This window comes from Sphingosinicella terrae, from assembly GCF_003347635.1.
In the GTDB taxonomy this organism is placed as follows: domain Bacteria; phylum Pseudomonadota; class Alphaproteobacteria; order Sphingomonadales; family Sphingomonadaceae; genus Allosphingosinicella; species Allosphingosinicella terrae.
Genome location: NZ_QDFY01000004.1, coordinates 1 through 18,125, shown reverse-complemented (window position 1 = coordinate 18,125; position 18,125 = coordinate 1). Strand labels below are relative to the sequence as shown.

At 69.2% G+C, this 18,125-nt stretch carries 18 protein-coding genes; 3 read left to right on the top strand and 15 right to left on the bottom strand.

Features of this window, described 5'->3' with window-relative positions:
* Nucleotides 1-105 precede the first annotated feature (105 nt).
* The 3 genes from DDE10_RS10380 to ptsP all read right to left on the bottom strand — a co-directional run bounded on the left by DDE10_RS10380 (nt 106) and on the right by ptsP (nt 4,261).
* Nucleotides 106-969, bottom strand: coding sequence for a YbgF trimerization domain-containing protein (locus DDE10_RS10380; protein WP_162806537.1), 864 nt, complete (start codon nt 967-969; stop codon nt 106-108).
* Nucleotides 970-1,049: 80 nt separating this feature from the next.
* On the bottom strand, nt 1,050-1,886 hold the full coding sequence (locus DDE10_RS10375) for a helix-turn-helix domain-containing protein (protein WP_114952713.1): 837 nt from the start codon (nt 1,884-1,886) through the stop codon (nt 1,050-1,052).
* A gap of 101 nt (nt 1,887-1,987) precedes the next feature.
* On the bottom strand, nt 1,988-4,261 hold the full coding sequence (gene ptsP, locus DDE10_RS10370) for a phosphoenolpyruvate--protein phosphotransferase (RefSeq protein WP_114952712.1): 2,274 nt from the start codon (nt 4,259-4,261) through the stop codon (nt 1,988-1,990).
* 90 nt (nt 4,262-4,351) lie between these two features.
* On the opposite strand from ptsP, the gene DDE10_RS10365 reads away from it, so the two are divergent.
* A complete protein-coding gene (locus DDE10_RS10365; protein ID WP_114952711.1) occupies nt 4,352-4,621 on the top strand; it encodes a hypothetical protein in 270 nt (89 codons plus the stop codon).
* Between the two features lie 28 nt (nt 4,622-4,649).
* Here DDE10_RS10365 and DDE10_RS10360 read toward each other — a convergent pair whose 3' ends face one another.
* The 4 genes from DDE10_RS10360 to DDE10_RS10345 all read right to left on the bottom strand — a co-directional run bounded on the left by DDE10_RS10360 (nt 4,650) and on the right by DDE10_RS10345 (nt 9,754).
* Nucleotides 4,650-5,036 (bottom strand): putative quinol monooxygenase, encoded by a 387-nt coding sequence (locus DDE10_RS10360; RefSeq protein WP_114952710.1) that lies wholly within the window; start codon nt 5,034-5,036, stop codon nt 4,650-4,652.
* A 252-nt stretch (nt 5,037-5,288) separates the two neighbouring features.
* Entirely contained in the window at nt 5,289-7,262 is a 1,974-nt protein-coding gene (locus tag DDE10_RS10355) for a hypothetical protein (protein WP_114952709.1), read from the bottom strand.
* 177 nt (nt 7,263-7,439) lie between these two features.
* Nucleotides 7,440-8,507, bottom strand: a complete 1,068-nt coding sequence (locus tag DDE10_RS10350) for an NAD(P)H-dependent flavin oxidoreductase (RefSeq protein ID WP_432653727.1) — start codon at nt 8,505-8,507, stop codon at nt 7,440-7,442.
* Nucleotides 8,504-9,754 (bottom strand): aspartate kinase, encoded by a 1,251-nt coding sequence (locus DDE10_RS10345; protein WP_114952708.1) that lies wholly within the window; start codon nt 9,752-9,754, stop codon nt 8,504-8,506. The genes DDE10_RS10350 and DDE10_RS10345 overlap by 4 nt, the downstream gene beginning before the upstream one ends.
* 154 nt (nt 9,755-9,908) lie before the next feature.
* On the opposite strand from DDE10_RS10345, the gene ubiG reads away from it, so the two are divergent.
* The gene (gene ubiG / locus DDE10_RS10340; protein ID WP_114952707.1) at nt 9,909-10,649 is read left to right on the top strand and encodes a bifunctional 2-polyprenyl-6-hydroxyphenol methylase/3-demethylubiquinol 3-O-methyltransferase UbiG; all 741 of its coding nucleotides are present in this window, start codon (nt 9,909-9,911) and stop codon (nt 10,647-10,649) included.
* Nucleotides 10,650-10,707: 58 nt separating this feature from the next.
* Here the strand turns inward: ubiG and DDE10_RS10335 are convergent, their stop codons facing one another.
* Entirely contained in the window at nt 10,708-12,021 is a 1,314-nt protein-coding gene (locus tag DDE10_RS10335; RefSeq protein WP_114952706.1) for a M20/M25/M40 family metallo-hydrolase, read from the bottom strand.
* A 104-nt stretch (nt 12,022-12,125) separates the two neighbouring features.
* Between DDE10_RS10335 and DDE10_RS10330 the strand changes: the two genes are divergently transcribed.
* Nucleotides 12,126-12,344, top strand: coding sequence for a hypothetical protein (locus tag DDE10_RS10330; RefSeq protein WP_114952705.1), 219 nt, complete (start codon nt 12,126-12,128; stop codon nt 12,342-12,344).
* A 12-nt stretch (nt 12,345-12,356) separates the two neighbouring features.
* Here DDE10_RS10330 and DDE10_RS10325 read toward each other — a convergent pair whose 3' ends face one another.
* The 7 genes from DDE10_RS10325 to DDE10_RS10295 all read right to left on the bottom strand — a co-directional run.
* Nucleotides 12,357-13,163: a MipA/OmpV family protein gene (locus DDE10_RS10325; protein WP_162806536.1), complete on the bottom strand. Its 807-nt coding sequence runs from the start codon at nt 13,161-13,163 to the stop codon at nt 12,357-12,359.
* Between the two features lie 80 nt (nt 13,164-13,243).
* Complete coding sequence (locus DDE10_RS10320; RefSeq protein ID WP_114952703.1) at nt 13,244-13,663, bottom strand: GNAT family acetyltransferase; 420 nt, start codon at nt 13,661-13,663, stop codon at nt 13,244-13,246.
* Nucleotides 13,660-15,657 (bottom strand): acetyl-CoA carboxylase biotin carboxylase subunit, encoded by a 1,998-nt coding sequence (locus DDE10_RS10315; protein WP_114952702.1) that lies wholly within the window; start codon nt 15,655-15,657, stop codon nt 13,660-13,662. Before DDE10_RS10315 ends, DDE10_RS10320 begins: the two co-directional genes overlap by 4 nt.
* A gap of 66 nt (nt 15,658-15,723) precedes the next feature.
* Entirely contained in the window at nt 15,724-16,320 is a 597-nt protein-coding gene (locus DDE10_RS10310) for a hypothetical protein (RefSeq protein ID WP_114952701.1), read from the bottom strand.
* Nucleotides 16,321-16,372: 52 nt separating this feature from the next.
* The gene (gene bioB, locus DDE10_RS10305) at nt 16,373-17,359 is read right to left on the bottom strand and encodes a biotin synthase BioB (RefSeq protein ID WP_114952700.1); all 987 of its coding nucleotides are present in this window, start codon (nt 17,357-17,359) and stop codon (nt 16,373-16,375) included.
* The gene (locus DDE10_RS10300) at nt 17,356-17,715 is read right to left on the bottom strand and encodes a hypothetical protein (protein WP_114952699.1); all 360 of its coding nucleotides are present in this window, start codon (nt 17,713-17,715) and stop codon (nt 17,356-17,358) included. The genes bioB and DDE10_RS10300 overlap by 4 nt, the downstream gene beginning before the upstream one ends.
* Nucleotides 17,712-18,125 (bottom strand): cobalamin-dependent protein (locus DDE10_RS10295; protein WP_284734576.1); only part of this gene is annotated, 414 nt, incomplete at its 5' end. The genes DDE10_RS10295 and DDE10_RS10300, both read right to left, overlap by 4 nt.

The window sequence follows — 18,125 nt, the reverse complement described above, 5'->3', positions numbered from 1 at the left end:
GGCGGTCGCCCGGCACCTCCGCCTGGCCAGGACAGGCTCTCGCTTACTTACCGCCCGCGCCCCAGCCGAAGCGAGGATCGCCTCGGCCGCGGCTCGAGCCTCCGATCACTCGCAGCGGGCGTCGGTGCGCGCCTGCGGCAGCCGCTGCCGGATGAAATCGCGCATGCTCGGATAGACCTGCTCGAGCTCGTTATAGACACGGCAGGCTTCGGCGCGGCGGTTCAGGCGGGTGAGCGACTGGCCGAGAAAATAGAGGCTGTCCGCGGCTCGGGCGCCGCGAGGATTGTCCTGGTAATTGGCCAGGAAGACCCGCGCAGCCGTCGCCGGCTTGTCGTCGTCGAGATAGGCGCGGCCCTGGAGATTGCGCATCCAGCTGGTCCAGGGGCTGTTCGGATAGGTGGTGGCGGCGGTCTCGAGCGCCTGCTGCGCCTCGGCGAAGCGGCCGGAATCCCACAGTCGATAGCCGGCATTATAGGCCTCTTCCGCGGGGTCGGCGGCCGGCGCCGCGCTGGGCGGCGCGGGTTCGGCCGTCGACGGTTCGGGCTGTGCGGCCGGCCGACTGGCCGGCGGTGCTGTCTCCACCGGCTGCACCGGCTGCTCGAGACGGTCGAGACGGCCCTGCACGTCGGTGCGCAAGCGGGAAATCTGTTCCTCGATCTGGCGGGTGCGGTATCCCTGCTCCTCCACCTGACCGGTCAGCGATCGCAGCTGGGTCTCCATCGCATCCACACGGGCGGCGAGATTGGACAGCGCGTCGCCCGACACGGCAGGGCGCGGCTGGCCGCCGGCCTCGGGCTGGATCTCCGGTTCCACGAATTGAGCGCGGCCGTTGGGGAAGACCCGCCGCTGGACCGCTCGAAGCTCCTGTTCGAGACGGTCGACCCGCCGTTCCACCGAATCGGCGCGCTGCGCCAGTCCCGGGGACGCGACGCTCGCCAGGAGGACCAGCCCGATCAGATGAAAACGCATTGAAAATCCCCGCATGATTGAAATCGCGGGTACATTATTGAACGAAGCTGCCTGTCGCCACCCTTAAGCGGACGATCCCGTCATTGCGGCCGGGCCGGCGCCGGCGCTGTCGCCGGGGCAGCGGCAGGCGCGACGGACTGGAAGCGCGCGGCGAGGTCCTCGGCCCGCAGGCTGACGTTCGAAACGGTCCGCTCCGCCGGTTCGAGCGGTCCGAGCTCGCGGTTGCCGATCGCCACGCGAAGCACCTGCGGCCGGCCGGTCCGGATCACCGGGCGCTGCGCCGTCGGCGGCACCGCGAAACGCTGGCCGGCGGTCATGATGCCCTGGAACAGCGATCCGCCGCCGGCAGCGTCCTCGATCCTCACCCAGACCTCCTCGCTCGCCACCAGGGTCACCGGCTGGCCGGTCACGGACTGCGGCTGCAGCGGAGCCGGGGCGGCGGGCCGCGGGGAAGGTGCCTTCGATTCAGGCACGGGCAAGGTCACGCCTGCCGTGGGCTCGGGCGCGTCGTCGAGCGTGCTGCGCCAGTAGAGATAGCCGAGCAGCAGGACGACGACGAGGATGGCGACGACGACCGCGACCGATCGCGGCGGCACGCGCGCCGGATCGGCGGGTTGATAATATTCCGGCGCCGGTGCGCGCGAGCGTATGCCGCCGAGACGGTCGCGCACTTCCCGGCCCAGCTCGGCGCCATCGAGGCCGACATTGTTGGCGTAGGATCGCACGAAGCCGATGCAGTAGGTGATCGCGGGAAGCGCGTCCCATTCCTCGCGCTCGATATGCTGGAGGTGCCGGATGGGGATCCGGGTGCGGCTCGCCACGTCCTCGAGGGTCAGGCCTTTCGCTTCGCGGGCCTGCCGTAGCCGGTCCCCGATCGAGAGAGATTCGGGCTGTTCGCTGTAACCCTGCTCCGCCATCAGCCCTTTCAGTCTCCTTTCGCCGCAGAACCTGTCGCCACCCTCCCCGGGGCCGCCATCATCTCAGTCGCCGGGCAATGTCAACCGACCGGCCCGATATTCTAGGCAAGGGAGACACCTTTCTCCTGCGCCCAGGCACCGAGCGTCGCGCGCATGTCGGCCGGAGGCCGCTCGAGGAGCCGTTCGAGGACGGCCATCGCCGCGTCGCGGTCGAGCGACCGGATCATGGCTTTGACGGGTCCGACCGCGACCGGCGTGATCGACAGCCGCCTGACGCCGATCCCGATCAAGGCCAGCGCCTCGAGCGTGCGGCCACCCATCTCGCCGCAGATGCCGACCGGAACCCCGGCGGCGTCGGCGGCGGCGATCACCCGTTTGAGAAAGCGGAGGATGGCCGGCGACAGCCAGTCATAGCGCTCGGCGAGATGAGGGTTCGAGCGGTCCGCGGCGAACAGGAACTGGGTGAGGTCGTTGGTGCCGATCGACATGAAGTCCAGCTTGGGCAGCAGGATGTCGAGCGTCTCGGCGAGCGCCGGCACCTCGAGCATCGCCCCATAACGGACCTGCCGGGGCAGCCTCTTCTTCCGGCCGGCGAGCCAGGCCCTCTGCTCCTCGACCAGCGCCTTGGCCTGATCGAACTCCCACGGCTCCGATACCATAGGGAACATGATGTCGAGCTCCCGGCCTGCCGCCGCCTCGAGGAGGGCGCGCGCCTGCGCCTTCATCAGCGTGTCCCGGTCGAGCGCGAGGCGAAGCGCCCTCCAGCCCATCGCCGGATTCTCCTCGCCATTCTCGGAGGCGTGCAGATAGGGCAGCTGCTTGTCGCCGCCGACATCCACGGTGCGGAAGATGACCGGCTTGTCGCCGGCCGCCTCGAGCACCGAGCGATAGAGCCGTTGCTGGCTTTCCCGCCGCGGCAGCGAAGCCGAGACGAGGAACTGGAACTCGGTGCGGAACAGGCCGATGCCGTCGGCGCCGGTCAGGCTGAGCGCGGCGACGTCGTCGCGAAGGCCCGCATTGACCATGAGCGAGATGCGGGTGCCGTCCAGGGTCACGGGCGGCACGTCCCTGAGCGCCGCATATTCCGCGCGCCTTTTCTGGCTCGCATCGAGCTTGCGTTCGAAGGCCTCGTGGACGGCGGCCGTCGGACGGATGAAGGCGAGGCCGTCGCCGCCGTCGACGAGGACCAGATCCCCTTCGTTCACCGTTCGGCGCACGCCGCGGGCGCGGCCGATCATGGGCACGCCCATCGCCCGGGCGACGATGGTCACGTGCGCGGTGAGCGAGCCCTCCTCGAGGATGACGCCCTTGAGCTTGCGCCGGTCATATTCGAGCAGCTCCGCGGGCCCCAGGTTGCGGGCGATCAGCACCGCGTCCTGCGGAAGGCCGGCCTGAGCGGCGGTGCCGAGCTGGCCCGAGACGATCCGCAGCAGCCGGTTCGAGAGATCGTCCAGATCGTGCATGCGGTCCTGAAGCAGCGGATCGTCGATCTGGCGCATTCGCGTCTGCATGCGCTGGCGGACGCGCTCGATCGCCGCCTCGGCGGTGAGGCCGCTGTCGATCGCCTCGTTGATCCGGCGGGACCAGCCCTCGTCATAAGCGAACATCTTGTAGGTCTCGAGCACCTCCTGATGCTCGCCGACGGTGCCGAACTCGGCATGGCCCATCATTGTATCGATCTGCTCGCGCATCCGCGCGAAGGCGGCATAGACGCGGTGGCGCTCGGCCTCGATATCCTCGGCGACGGTGTGCTCGATGAGGATGCGGGGCTGGTGGAAGACCGCATGTCCCTGACCCATGCCGACGACCAGCCGCTGCCCGGTCAGCCGGGCCATGCCGGCGTCGCGACTCTCGACGGCCCCGGCCGCGGCACGATCGGCGAGGCCGGCATTGGCGATGAGTTCCGACAGCACCATCGCCACCGTCTGCAGCGCCTCGATCTCCAGCTCGTCATAGGCCCGCGGCTCGGCATGCTGGACGGCCAGGACGCCGATCGACCTTTCCTTGCGGACGATGGGAACGCCGGCGAAGCTGTGGAACAGCTCCTCTCCGGTCTCGGGGCGATAGGCGAATTCGGGATGGCTGGCGGCCTCGGCAAGGTTGAGCACCGCCACCTCCTTGGCGATGCTTCCGACCAGTCCTTCCCCCAAAGCGAGCTTGGTGACGTGGACCGCATTCTGGTTGAGGCCGACGGTCGCGAACAATTCCAGCAAGCCGTCGCGAAGCAAATAGATCGAGCAGACCTCGCTCGCCAGCGCCTCGGCAATGATCCGCACGACCTTGTTGAGCTTCGCCTGTGCGCTCGCCTTCGAAGCCATCACTTCGTGGAGGCCGGTGAGTATTTCACGTGCGGCGGTGGCGGAGGCGACGGGCATGCAATTCGGCTAACAGAAAGGCGGTGCGCTTCCAACCGGCGGGTGCATCCATGGCCTTCCTCTGCTATTATCGGGCGGGAGGAGGATGCCATGCTGTTGACGATCCTTTTCGCTGCGCTCCCGGCGGTGGCGGCCGCGTCCGCCCCGGTGCCCGAGGCGCTCGCCGGTGCCGCCGCGCAAGCGGACAAGTGCCCGGATCTGCGTCCCCGGCCGGTCGGTCCCGCCGACGATGCGCAGCCTCGACGTCTGGGCGACCTTCCGCCCGGACGGCTCGAGCTGACGGTTCATCGCGAGGTGGATGGCTGCCCGATCCCGGCGGTGCTTCGCGAGGGCATTGGCGGAGCCGGCGGGCGCCGCTGAGCAGAGGCCGAGGACGCTCGGACGCGGGTCAGCGCAGACCGAAGCCGCTGACCGGCTCGGTCTCGACGCTGCTGTCAAAGCCGGCGATGAGCGGGCGTGCCCGCGCGATCGCCTCCCTGACCTGCGGCAGGCGCAGCGACGCGCGATGGCTGTCGCGGCTGTCCCAGACCTCGGTGATCCAGATCGCGTCGGGATCGGCCGGATCGCGCGCCACGACGTAGCTCAGGCAGCCGGGCATCGCATCGACGCCTTCGAGCAATAGCGCGACGAGCGCGTCGCGTTGGCCCGGCACGGCCCTCATCTTCCCGATCAGCCCGTGGAGCGCGCGGCCGGCCGGCGCGTCTGCGGCCCGTCCGGCGGCTGCGCCGAAACCGATGGCTCCGGCGATGAAGGCGCGTCGTCCGAGAGCCAGCATTTCAGCTTCCTTTCCACGCGTGATGGGGCGTCTCGTCATCGGGAGGGCCAGGTCCAGGAAGGGGTGGGTTCTTCCGCCGCGCGGGTGGCGCCCAATGCCTTATCGAGCCGGATCGGCTCGCCATCGGCTCGCGGCGCGAGCATGATCCGGACGTCGCGCAGCGCGCGGTAGCCGGATGGGGCGGGCCCGGTGATCATGGCCTTGCTATGGAGCGGGCGACGGTGGTCGAGAAGCCAAAAGCTCCGGCCCGGCTCACCCGCCGCGGTCGCGCGCCCGCGGCGCGGGCGGCGTTGGCGGGGCCGGCGGCGGCACGCCGCCCCGTGCCATGCTGCGGGCCTCGGTGGCGAGCACGATGCCGCTGTCCGACAGAGCGGCGCCCCGGCCTCGCAGGACGACGCGGTCGAGCATGTCCGGGACGAAGCGCTCGGCGAAGCCCGCGATGAAGGCCCAGAGCAGCATCTTGAAGAAGTCGGCCTCACCCTGAAGGCGGAGGCTGGTCGCCAGCGGCGCGAACGGGTTGCAGGTCTTGCCCGGGGGGCAGGTGAGGCCGGGAGACTCCGGTCCCATGCCGCCGTGGGCGAGGTTCGTCGCGAGATTCTCGAGCTCGTCCCGCTTGCGGGTTGCCGCCTCGAGCGCGCGCTCGGCATCCTGCACCTTGGCATCATTCGGGTCGCCCGCGCGCTTGCGCGCCTCGTAATAGGCGATCACCTCCTGTTGGGCGGCGAGGGCGCGCTCGATGGCGAGGCGTGCCCGCTGGCGGATGCGACGGCGCTCGAACCAGTCGTCGAGCCCGGTGGCGGCGCGCAGGTCCGCCACCTCGGCGCGGAAGGCGCGCTCCTCGCCCGCCACGCGTTCCTCGTCCTCGACGGGACGAGGCACGGTCGCCGCCGCGCGCTCGCCGTCAGGCACCGGCCCGGCCGCCGACGCTTGCGGCTCGACCGGGAGGACGGGCTCGGGCTCGGGCGCCGTCGCGGCAGGAGCCGGCGGCTCGTCGACCGCTCCCGGCGCGAGCTTGGGCGGGATCGCACCGACGGGGGCGGGGCCGGGTGCCGGCGCGGCGGCCGGCTCCTTGTTGTCCGGCGCGTCTTCCGACGCCGGCGCCGCGGCATAAGCGCGCGGGAACAGTCCGCCCTCCAATCCGATCAGCTCGGGCACGCCGGACGCGAAGAACGCCCACATCAGCAGCGCGAAGATTGAGCTGCTGGTCAGCGCCATGCTGATCTCGTTCTTGCCCGTCCGGAGCGCCGTCAGCTCGACGATCGGATCGGCGGCGAGGACGTTGGTCGAGATCGCGTGCTGAAGCCGCCTGATGATGCTGGTCGTCGCGCCTGCCCGGCCGGCTGCCGCGATCAGGAACAGCCCGAGCAGCAGCCCCCAATATTGGCCGACATCGTTGAGCCAGAGGACGATCCAGATCCCGAAGAGGATCGGAACGAGGACGACCAGAAAGAGCCAGAAGCGCATCAGCAGCCAGCGCTTGAGGTCACGGACCGCCTTCTCCCGGCCGATCGTCATCAGATAGTGAGTGTGGATATAGTTGAGCAGGGCCTGGCTGTCGGAATCGCCTCCTGCGGCGGGGCCTTCGCCCGGGAGCGGCTCGTGCGGACCGCCGCCTTGGCCTTGGCCGCCGCCCGAGCCGCCGCCGCCGGGATCGCCGGGGCCGCCCGCGCTGCCCGTGCCGCCCGTGCCGCCCGTGCCGCCCGTCGCCGGGGCGTCTTCGCCAGGGACCCCGGGCGGCGGGCCGGCAATCGCTCGACTCATCCGCGCCAGACCCCAATGCTGGAGCGCCCCGGCGGGCGCGATCCTTTCGAATCGCTCACGGATCGCCCAGCGGCGCAATCGTGCCAGCGCCGGCGGGTAGAGCGCATTGATTCGCGCCTCGAAGCCGAGCAGGGTCGAGAAGTCGGGCGGGCGCTTGTCGAGCTCCAGCTCCAGCTCCGCCTTGATCCTGTCCGCTTCGAGCGCGCTTTCTCCCGTCAGCACCGATCGCGCGGAAATGACCTGGACGTGGAGGGCGTCCCCGACCGCGTCGATGACGCCGAGCAGGTCCTCGTCCGGATGCGAATAGCCGTATCGCCAGTAATGGACGGCCCGAAACAGCCAGCGGTTCCAGGGCGGCGGCCGCTCGACCCCGATGGGCAGCGGCCGCGTCGAGATGACCGATCCGAAGCGGCCGCGTCTGGCCTTTTCTGTCGGCGGGACCGATTCCTGGGCCTTCTCCGCCATGCCGCCCCCCTTGTGCCGCGAACAGTCGCAGGATCGGCGAAAATCTTCGTTCGGAGAGCCGCAGGCTACATTGTTCGTCGACGTCCGGCAACTCGCGCGGTTTCATGACCGATTCGTCGGCTGTTCGGCCCGGCAGTCATCGAGGCCCAGTCAGATCTGAGCTTCATCGGCGAAGGTTCAGCCGTGCACGGATCGACGCTCGAGCGCCTGAGCGGCCTCGCCGACGAGCTGGCGGACGATGTCCGCGACGCCCTGCTCCTCCTTGACCATGCCGACCGATTGGCCGGCCATGACCGATCCGGTTTCGACGTCGCCCTCGATTACCGCGCGTCGAAGCGCGCCGGCCCAATAATGCTCGATCTGGAGCTGGGCCTCTGCCATCTCGACCTCTCCGCGATCGAGCAGGTCGGCGACCTCGCGCTGCTTGCTCGCGAACGATTCCATCTCCCGATTCCTGAGCGCGCGTACCGGGATGACCGGGAGGCGGGGGTCGATCTGGACCGAGGTGATGGCGTCGCGGGCCGAGGCGCGGATGAAGGCCTTCTTGAACGCCGGATGCGCGATGCATTCGTGCGCGCAGACGAAACGCGTACCGAGCTGCACGCCGACCGCCCCCATTTCGAGATAGCCGGCGACGAGCCCGCCATGGCCGATGCCGCCGGCGACGAAGATCGGCACGTCGGCGGCGAGGGGCGGCAGGATCTCCTGGGCGAGCACCGAGGTCGAGACGGGGCCGATATGGCCGCCGGCCTCCATTCCCTCGATCACCAGCGCGTCGACGCCCGAACGCACCAGCTTCTTGGCCAGCGCCAGCGCCGGGGCAAAGCAGATGAGCCTGGCGCCGCTCCCCTTGATCCGATCGATGGCGCCGCCCGGCGGGAGGCCGCCGGCGAGGACGACGTGGCTCACCTCATGGCGCGCGCAGACGTCGATCAGGTCGCTGAGCGCCGGGTGCATGGTGATCAGGTTGACGCCGAAGGGACGGTCGGTGCGCAGCCTCGTCTCGGCGATCTCGGTATCGAGAAGATCCGGAGTCATCGCCCCGCAGGCGATGACTCCGAAGCCGCCGGCATTCGATATGGCGGAGACGAGGTTGCGCTCCGAGATCCAGCTCATCGCTCCGCCGAGCAGCGCCCATTCGCAGCCGAGAAAATCGGTGCCGCGCTTCATCAATCGCTTGAGGCGATCGTGGCCGACCCCTTCGGCAGCGACCATGGCGGCCTCGCGAACGACCTCGCTCGTCATTCCGCTTCCTCCGCGGCCGCGTCGGTGTCGAGCCCGTAGGCGGTGTGGAGGACGCGCACGGCCAGCTCGGTATATTCTTCCGGGATCAGCACCGAAACCTTGATCTCCGAGGTGGTGATGGCGAGGATGTTGATGCCGCGATCGGCGAGCGTCTGGAACATCGTCGCGGCGATGCCGGCATTGGAGCGCATGCCGACCCCGACGGCGCTGACCTTGACGATGTTCGTATCCGTCTGGATCGCGTGGAAGCCGACCTTCTCCCTCACTTTCTCGATCTCGGCGACGCTGTGCGCAAGGGCCGCCCGCGGAACGGTGAAGGTGAGGCCGCTGGTATCGCCGCGGACCGGGACGCTCTGGACGATCATGTCGACATTGACATTGGCCGCGGCGAGCGGGCTGAAGATCGCGGCGACCGTTCCCGGCACGTCGGGGAGCCCGGTCAGGGTGATCATCGCCTCGTTCTTGTCGTGGGCGATGCCGGTGATGACATTGCGTTCCATGTGGCTGTCCTCGATGGCGTCGTCTCCGACGATCAGGGTTCCCGGCTTGTCCTCGAAGGAGGACAGGACCTGGAGCGGCATGTTGTAGCGCATGGCGAGGCCGACCGAGCGGGTCTGCAGCACCTTGGCGCCGACGCTCGCCAGCTCGAGCATCTCCTCGTAGGTGACGAGCGCGAGCTTGCGCGCCCGCGGCACGATGCGCGGATCGGTGGTGTAGACGCCGTCGACGTCGGTGTAGATGTCGCAGCGATCCGCCTTCATCGCCGCCGCCAGCGCCACGGCCGACGTATCGGAGCCGCCCCGGCCGAGCGTGGCGACGTCGCCTTCCGCGGTGACCCCCTGGAAGCCGGGGATGACGGCGATCCCGCCCTGCTCGAAGACCCGCTCGAGCACGTCCGCCTCGATATGGTCGATGAGCGCGGCGGCGTGGCCGCTGGCGCGGATCGGCAGCTGCCAGCCCATGTAGGAGCGTGCGTTGAATCCCATGCCCTGGAGGGTGATGGCGAGCAGTCCGCTGGTCACCTGTTCGCCGCTGGCGACGACGACGTCATATTCGCGCGGGTCGTAGAGCGAAGCGGCCTCGCGGCACAGCTGGACGAGCCGGTCCGTCTCCCCGGCCATGGCCGAAACGACGACGGCGACCTGATTGCCCCGCTCGGCCTCGCGACCGACCGTGGCGGCGACGTGACGGATGCGCTCGATGCCCGCCATCGAGGTTCCGCCGAATTTCATCACGATCCGGGCCATCGAGCTCCGCCGTCGAGAGGTCTGGTCGCTTCCGGAAAAGGAAGCGGGCCCTGATAGGGATAGCGCCCCGCCGCATGCAAGCCGCCGCGGCACTTCGGCGCGGGATCGCCGTTTCGGCTTGGGAAGGCCGGGTCCGGCCTGTAAGGGCGAGGCGATGGCGCAGGGACCAGCAGCGACGACGATCGATCCGGCGGAAGCCGAACATTTCGGGCGGATGGCGGCCGAGTGGTGGGACCCGCGCGGATCGTCGGCCATGCTGCACAAGCTCAACCCGGTCAGGCTCGGTTACATTCGCGATCGGCTCGACCAGCATTGGGGACTCGACGAGCGCGATCTGAAGCCGCTCGCCGGCCGCCGCGCCGCCGATGTCGGCTGCGGTGCCGGCCTGCTCGCCGAGCCGCTCGCGCGCCTCGGCGCGGAGGTCGTCGCGGTCGATGCGGCGCCGGAGAATATCGAGGCGGCGCGCGTCCATGCGCTCGGCCAGGGGCTCGAGATCGACTACCGCGTCGGCGGCGTCGAGGCGCTCGACGGCCGCTACGATCTCGTCACCAGCCTCGAGGTGGTCGAGCATGTCGCCGACGTCCCGGCTTTCGTCGGCGGTCTCGCCGGCGCGGTGGCCGAGGACGGCCTGCTCGTCCTGTCGACTCCCAACCGTACCGCCTGGTCCCGCCTCCTCATGATCACCATCGGCGAAGGGACCGGCCGGATCCCACGCGGCACCCACGACTGGGACAAGTTCCTCAGTCCCGACGAACTGTGCGCGAGGCTGGCGGAGGCTGGGCTCGCGGTGATCGACGTGACCGGGCTCGGCTGGAGCCTCACGCGCGGATTCTGCCTGACCGAGGATGTCTCGCTCAACTATCTGGTGACGGCCAAGCGGGCGCGCCACGCCTAGCGCCTCCGATGGCCACGATTTTCGAGTCGTCAGACGACAATGTCCGACTGCGATCGCTCTACTCGCCGCGCGGCTCGCGGCTTAGTCGCGTCATCAGGATCGCGGCCCGCTGGGCCTGGCGAACGAGGCTGTCGAGGTCGATCCACTCGCCGGGCGCGTGGGCGCCGCCGCCGGCGGTGCCCAGTCCCGCGAGCACGTCCGTAGAGGCGGCGACGAAGCTCGAATCGGCAGCGCCGCGCCGGGCCGGATCATATTCGGGCATTTCCGGAAGGCCGAGGTCGCGATTGACGGCGTTGAGCGTCGCCAGCAGCCGGCGATTGCCTTCGGTCGGCGCCATCGGCGGGTAGCCGTCCTCCGCGAACACCAGTTCCGCCTCCGTGCCTGGGAGATGCTCGACCACGATCGCCTGCATCCGTTCCCGCGCGCGGCGGTCCTGATCGGCGGTCAGGCTGCGCAGATCGCCCCGGGCGATCGCCGTCTCGGCGACGATGTTGGTCTTTCCCGCGGCGGCGATACGCAATCCCTGCTCGTCCATCTCGGCCGGCGTGCCGCCGCCGATCACGCCGACATTGTAGGTGAGATTGGGCTCCGCCAGCTCGCGCCGGAACCGGTCGAGGATCCGTGCCATCTCGTAGATCGCGCCGAAGCCGAGATTCTCGCCGAAAACGCCGCTCGAATGGCCGGTACGTCCGCTCGTACGGAGCGTCCAGCTGGTCGAGCTGCGCCGGGCGACGGTGCCGTAATCGCGTTCTCCCTCCCGCGCGAGATTCTCGAACTCCAGCGCGGCGTCGGCACGGCGGCCGGCTTCGACGAGGTCCCGGCGCGCGGCGGCGAGCGGCGCGCCGGGCCGCTCCTCGTCGCCGGTCAGGACGATGGTGATGTCGGCGCCGTCGAGGATTCCGGCATCACGCATCGCGCGCAATGCGGCGATGATGACCACGATTCCGCCCTTGTCGTCGCCGATGCCGGGACCGGTGGCCCTGGCGCCGTCGCGGACGAAGGCCTGAAACGGAGAATCCGGTTCGAACACGGTGTCGAGATGACCGATCAGCAGCAGCCGTTTGCCTGAGGCACCGGCGGGCCGGCGCGTGGCGACGATATGGCCGGCGCGGCCGGTCTCGCGCATGTCGATCCAGCGGACGTCGAAGCCGAGCGGCTCGAGCTCGGCGCGGACCATCGTGCCGACCGCTTCGACGCCCTCCAGGTTCAGCGTTCCGCTATTCTGGTCGACGAGGCGCTGGAGCAGCGCGATCGAACGTTCCCGCTCCTGCTCCACCGCCTGCGCCATTCGCCGCTCATCCGTCCGAAGCTCCGCGGCCGCCGGCGCCGGCAGGAACAGCAGGAGAAAGACGAGCAGGACGAAAGACTTCATCAGGGGCTCCTTCACGACGACCCGCCCCATTCCACAGGCGCCGCGACCTCTGTCAAGCCGAACCGAAGGGCCGGCCGCGCGTTGACGCGGGAAAGGAGATGGTCATGAGCAACAAGCACCCCACCCCTTCCGACCAGCCCGTGGATCTTCCCGACGATGTCGACGAGAATCCGGGGATCGGCCAGAGCAAGGGGCTGTTCGCGCGCGCCGGCAGCGAGGATTCCGATCTTATCGCCGGCGAGAATACCGTCGAAGGCGATACCGAGAACGACGCGTCGCTCGGTCAGGGCGCCGGGTCCGAGCAGGGCCGCAGCAACCGCTGAGCCGGCAATGCCTCAGAACAGCTTGCCGACGTTGAAGCTGTAGAAGAGGCCGAGGCCGGCCGAATATTGGTTGCGCGAGCCGTAGGTCCGCACGATCGGCGAATCGGCCGCGTCGCCGACCAGCCGATCGTAGCCGGCATATCCGTACAGGCCCCAGTTGCGGTTCAGCATGTAGGTGAGGCCCGCGACGACGCCGACGGCGTGGAAGCCGCCGCCCGCATCATATGCGGGCAGGCCGGTCGCAGTCGCGACGGCGGGAGTCACGCTGAAATAGGAATCCTGGTAATTGTCGTCCGAGATCCGCGCGCGCGGGCCGATCGAGAAGACGTAGGTGTCCCGGTCGCGCAGGACGAGGTCGGCCGAGATGTCGCCGATCCAGCCGTCATGGCCACCGAGGCCGCGTCGGCCCTCGGCGCGCAGCCGGAAATTCTCGCTGATATTCACTTCCGCAAAGGCGCCGGCCTCGACGGTGAAACCGACATTGCCGACGGCAGCGCCGACATCCTCATCCTTGCGCTTGTTCTGGAAGGCGATAGCCGGACCGAAATTGAAGACGCTGTCATTGCCGAGGAAGCCGAATCCCCAACCCTCGTCAGGCGCTTCGAAGCTGAGGGGGTCGCCCTCGCGGCGCAAGTCGATGATCGGCAGCGGATTGACGCCAAGCGAGTCGGCACCGGGATATTTCGGATAGACCTGGGCGCCGGCGCCGACGGTCAGGGTCCACCCACGCTCCTCCCCGTCCTGCGCGGCAGCGGGGGTGGCGAGGGAGAAGGCGGCGAAGCCGATCAGGGCGGCAAGGGTGGGGGTGCGTCGGGTCATGGGTGCGCGAACGAACTGAGCCGATCTTCGTTGCGGGAGCAATATTAATTTCGATGCGCTCCATCGTCCGTCCCGACGCATCATCCGTCCAAAGCCTTGCCCATGCTGATCCGGTCCTCGATCCGATAGCCGAGATCGCTGTAGAAGCCGACGACCGCTTGGTTTGCGACGCGCACCTGCAAGTTCACCTTGAGGCAGCCGAGGCCCTTCAGCCGCGCCTCGGCTTCCCCGATCAGGGAGGCGCCGAGCCCGCGGCCGCGGTGGGTCGAACGCACCGCGAGCGAGTAGATCCAGCCGCGATGACCGTCATATCCGGCCATGACGCTACCGACGACATCGTCATGATCGGTGGCGACCAGCAGCAGCTCCGGCTGGACGGCGCGTTTGGCCGGAATGGAGATTTCGGCCCGGTTCCGAGGCGGATCGTCCGGGAACGCCTCCCGCCAAAGCGCATCGACGCCGGCGAACTGGTCCGGGCGATAGGGCCCGATCCGGATCATTCGAACTCGAGGATGACGGCGTCGACGGCGAGGCTTTCGCCGGGCTTGGCATTGACCTTGCGGACGGTGCCGGCTTTCTCCGCGCGCAGGATATTCTCCATCTTCATCGCCTCGACGACGGCGAGCGGCTGTCCCGCCTCGACATGCTCGCCCTCGCTGACTCGAAGCGCGGTGAGCAGGCCCGGCATCGGGCAGATCAGGAACCTGGAGAGGTCCGGCGGCACCTTCTCGATCATGTGCCGGCTGAGCAGGGCGACATGCTCGGGCAGGACCTCGGCGACGTGGGAGGCGCCGCGCGTCGTCAGCCGCCATTTGCGTCCCTGGCGGGCGATGGCGACGGTGCGGACCCGGCCGTCGATCGCGCCGCGGAAGCGCAGCTGCCCGGGCCGCCACTGGCCGATCACGTCGTGCGGCTCGCCCTCGTCGACATAAGCGAGGCAGCCCCCTTCATAGGGGCCGAAGCGGACCCGATGCTCCGCGCCGGCGATGCGCACGACCCGCAGCTCCGGCGCCGGCACCGGGCCGCTCAGCTGGCCCGAGATCGCGCAGCTGCGGCGGTCCGTCTCATAGCCGGCCAGAGCGGCGACGATGGCGAGGTCGAGGACCAGGTCGGCGTCAGCCGGCGCGCCGGCGAAGCCTTCGGGATATTCCTCGGCGATGAACCCGGTGGTGAGCGCCCCCTCGCGGAAGCGAGGATGCTGCATCAGGGCGGAGAGGAAGTCGATATTGTGGCCGATGCCGTCGATCAGGAAGGCGTCGAGCGCCTCGATCTGGCGGTCGATCGCCTCCTCTCGCGTATCGCCATAGGTGACCAGCTTGGCGATCATCGGGTCGTAGAACATCGACACTTCGCCGCCCTCGACGACGCCGTCGTCGACCCGGACCTTGTCGCTCGTCGGCGGCGGGCGATAGCGCACCAGCCGCCCGGTCGAGGGGAGGAAGCCGCGATAGGGATCCTCGGCATAGACCCGGTTCTCGACCGACCAGCCGGTGAGGGTGACGTCGTCCTGGCCAAAGCCGAGCGGCTCGCCGGCGGCGACCCTGATCATCTGCTCGACGAGGTCGAGACCGGTGACCATCTCGGTGACCGGATGCTCGACCTGGAGCCGGGTGTTCATCTCGAGGAAGTAGAAGCTCTCCCCGGTCGGGTCCGAACCGCTGACGATGAGCTCGACCGTGCCGGCGCTGTAATAGCCGACCGCCCTGGCGAGCGCGACCGCCTGCTCGCCCATCGCCCGGCGCATCTTCGCCGTGACGAAGGGCGAAGGGGCTTCCTCGACCACCTTCTGGTGGCGGCGCTGGATCGAGCATTCGCGCTCGCCCAGATAGACGACGTTGCCGTGGCGGTCGCCGAGCACCTGGATCTCGATGTGGCGGGGGCTCTCGATGAACTTCTCGATGAAGACGCGGTCGTCGCCGAACGAGGCGAGGCCCTCGCGCTTGGTCGCCTCGAAGCCCTCGCGGACGTCCTTTTCGGACCAGGCGAGGCGCATGCCCTTGCCGCCGCCGCCCGCCGAGGCCTTCATCATCACCGGAAAGCCGATCTCCGAGGCGATCCTCACCGCCTCGTCGGTGTCGGCGATCTCGCCGAGATAGCCGGGCACGACGTTGACGCCGGCCTCCTTGGCCAGCTTCTTCGACTGGATCTTGTCGCCCATCGCCGCGATCGCCTCCGGCGGCGGGCCGATGAAGGCGATCCCCGCCTCGGCGAGGGCGCGCGCGAAGCTCTCCCGCTCGGAAAGGAATCCGTAGCCGGGATGGACCGCATCGGCCCCCGTGGTCCGGCAGGCGTCGAGGATCAGCTCGGCGTCGAGATAGGATTCCGACGCCGGCGCCGGTCCCAGCCGGACGCGTTCGTCCGCCATCGCGACATGCGGCGCCCGCGCGTCGGCGTCGGAATAGACGGCGACCGTGGCAATGCCCATCCTGCGCGCAGTGCGGATGACCCGGCAGGCGATCTCGCCGCGATTGGCGATCAGGATCTTCTTGAACATCTTCCCTCGCTTGGACGCAGCCGGATGACCCAGCATCTGTGCATTTTCAAGTGTGGCTCCCGACCATCATCTGGGCCGCGGCGCCGGCGCGGCGAAGCGCTGGAGCGACAGGGTGAAGATCCGCGGATCCTCCAGCGTCGGCAGATAATAGAGCTTGATCGGCGCCGCCGGATCGGAGGGCAGGTCCCATGAGGCGCCCAGTATTTCCTCGACCGGCCTCGCCTGCGGCGCCAGTGCCGCGCCGATGATGGCGACGAGCGCCTCGGGCTCCATCCGCTCCTCGATCGCGACCCACAGATCGCACCTTGTATCCCAGCGCAGGCGCGGCGTCCGTCCCTGCCGCCGTTCGCGGCGGGCGTCGCGCTCACGATGTTCCGCCTGCCGGAGCAGGATCTGTCCGTGCCGGCTGCTCCACTCGCGCGCGCCGCGCTCCGGCTCGTCGACGAGGGCGAAGCCGAGGTCGGACGCCGCCACGGCCCGGTCGAAGGCGACAGGGTCCGGAAAGGTCGCCATGCAGGCCTCCCGGAATGTCGCCAGGGCCCGCGCCGCCGGCACGGGGGCGAGACGTACCGGCTGCCGCTCCGAGAAGGTCGTCTCCTCCTCGGCCATGTCCGCCGGCTGGGCGGAATGGACCAGAATGGCGATCATCATCTCGACGATCATGCGCGGCTCCGCGCGGGAATGATCCGCCTCGCGGCGGCCGGATCCGGGCGCGTCACGCCGCCACGACCTCAGCCGGAGCCGTCATTGCCTGGATGCCGAGCTTCTCGAACAGGGCTGCGTCGGCGCCCGCCCCGGCATTGCCGGCGGTGAGCAGCTTGTCGCCGGTGAAGATCGAATTGGCGCCGGCCAGGAAGCAGAGGGCCTGTGTCGCCTCGCTCATACTCTCGCGCCCGGCCGACAGCCGCACCATCGACTGCGGCATCAGGATCCGCGCCGTCGCGACGGTGCGGACGAACTCGATATCGTCGATACGGGCGAGCGGCGTATCAGCGAGCATGTCGCCCAGCACGGTGCCGCGGATCGGAACCAGCGCGTTGATCGGGACGCTCTCCGGATGGGCGGGCAGGGTGGCCAGCGCGTGCAGGAAGCCGACCCGGTCATCGCGGCTCTCGCCCATGCCGACGATGCCGCCGCAGCAGACCGCCATGCCGGCCGCGCGCACGTGATCGAGCGTGTCGAGCCGGTCCTGATAGGTGCGGGTGGTGATGACCTCGCGATAATATTCGGGCGAGGTATCGAGATTGTGGTTGTAATAATCGAGGCCGGCCGCGGCCAGCCGCTCGGCCTGGTCCCGGTCGAGCATGCCCAATGTCATGCAGGTCTCCAGGCCCATCGCCTTGACGCCGGCGACCATGGTGCAGAGCGCGTCCATGTCGCGCGCCTTCGGCTCGCGCCAGGCGGCGCCCATGCAGAAGCGGCCCGATCCGTTGGCCTTGGCCTCGGCGGCGGCGGCGAGGACCGCATCCGCGTCCATCAGCTTCTCGGCCTTGAGACCCGAACCGGCATGGGCCGACTGGCTGCAATAGCCGCAATCCTCGGGGCAGCCGCCGGTCTTGATCGACAGCAAGGTCGACAGCTGGACGGCGTTGCGCGGATGGAAGCGGCGGTGGACCTGCTGCGCTTCGAACAGGAGGTCGAGCAGGGGCAGATCGAAGAGATGGGCGATCTCCTCACGGGTCCAGTCGGTGCGTAGGTTCATCCGAGCATCTTCCACCAGGTTTGTATGAAGGCGCCGACGCCGATGCCGAGCAGGGCCGTCGCCGCCTTGAGATAATGAGGCAGCCATCGCGAGGGCTCTCTTCCCGTCGAGCGCGATCCCGCGAGAGAGCTTGCGATCGACACTGCGATCACGCCGCTCGTCGCGATCAGGGCAAGCACGATGGCGAGCTTGACCGGTGCCGCGCCGTCGGCCCGCGAGGCCTCGGTGAGGCTCAGCACGCCGCCCAGCGCGACCAGCGACAAGGTCGTCACGAACTTGGAGAAATCGTAGAGCAGGCCCTCGCCATAGCGGTCGTCCGGCGCCGCGAGCGGAAGCTTCGATTCCTCCTCGATCACTCGGCGGCCTCCTCGAGCGGCGGCATATTGTGTCCGAGCAGCTTCAGGACCTCGCCGGCGGCCTCGACGAGGTTGGTGCCCGGTCCGAAGATCGCCTGCACGCCGGCCTCGCGCAGCATGTCATAATCCTGCGCCGGGATGACGCCGCCGACCACGACCTTGATGTCGGCCCTGCCCATGTCGCGCAGGTGGCCGATCAGCTCGGGCACCAAGGTTTTGTGACCGGCCGCGAGGCTCGAGGCGCCGACCATGTCGACGCCGGTATCGATCGCCAGCTTCGCCGTCTCCTGCGGCGTCTGGAAGAGCGGCCCCGGCACCACCTCGAACCCGAGGTCGGCGAAGGCCGAGGCGACGAGGTTGGCGCCGCGATCATGGCCGTCCTGGCCCATCTTGGCGACGAGCAGCCGCGG

Coding starts and splice junctions, on each gene's coding strand:
- DDE10_RS10380 (WP_162806537.1), bottom strand. CDS start 969: ATGCGTTTTCATCTGATCGGGCTGGTCCTCCTGGCGAGCGTCGCGTCC.
- DDE10_RS10375 (WP_114952713.1), bottom strand. CDS start 1,886: ATGGCGGAGCAGGGTTACAGCGAACAGCCCGAATCTCTCTCGATCGGG.
- ptsP (WP_114952712.1), bottom strand. CDS start 4,261: ATGCCCGTCGCCTCCGCCACCGCCGCACGTGAAATACTCACCGGCCTC.
- DDE10_RS10365 (WP_114952711.1), top strand. CDS start 4,352: ATGCTGTTGACGATCCTTTTCGCTGCGCTCCCGGCGGTGGCGGCCGCG.
- DDE10_RS10360 (WP_114952710.1), bottom strand. CDS start 5,036: ATGCTGGCTCTCGGACGACGCGCCTTCATCGCCGGAGCCATCGGTTTC.
- DDE10_RS10355 (WP_114952709.1), bottom strand. CDS start 7,262: ATGGCGGAGAAGGCCCAGGAATCGGTCCCGCCGACAGAAAAGGCCAGA.
- DDE10_RS10350 (WP_432653727.1), bottom strand. CDS start 8,507: ATGACGAGCGAGGTCGTTCGCGAGGCCGCCATGGTCGCTGCCGAAGGG.
- DDE10_RS10345 (WP_114952708.1), bottom strand. CDS start 9,754: ATGGCCCGGATCGTGATGAAATTCGGCGGAACCTCGATGGCGGGCATC.
- ubiG (WP_114952707.1), top strand. CDS start 9,909: ATGGCGCAGGGACCAGCAGCGACGACGATCGATCCGGCGGAAGCCGAA.
- DDE10_RS10335 (WP_114952706.1), bottom strand. CDS start 12,021: ATGAAGTCTTTCGTCCTGCTCGTCTTTCTCCTGCTGTTCCTGCCGGCG.
- DDE10_RS10330 (WP_114952705.1), top strand. CDS start 12,126: ATGAGCAACAAGCACCCCACCCCTTCCGACCAGCCCGTGGATCTTCCC.
- DDE10_RS10325 (WP_162806536.1), bottom strand. CDS start 13,163: ATGACCCGACGCACCCCCACCCTTGCCGCCCTGATCGGCTTCGCCGCC.
- DDE10_RS10320 (WP_114952703.1), bottom strand. CDS start 13,663: ATGATCCGGATCGGGCCCTATCGCCCGGACCAGTTCGCCGGCGTCGAT.
- DDE10_RS10315 (WP_114952702.1), bottom strand. CDS start 15,657: ATGTTCAAGAAGATCCTGATCGCCAATCGCGGCGAGATCGCCTGCCGG.
- DDE10_RS10310 (WP_114952701.1), bottom strand. CDS start 16,320: ATGATCGTCGAGATGATGATCGCCATTCTGGTCCATTCCGCCCAGCCG.
- bioB (WP_114952700.1), bottom strand. CDS start 17,359: ATGAACCTACGCACCGACTGGACCCGTGAGGAGATCGCCCATCTCTTC.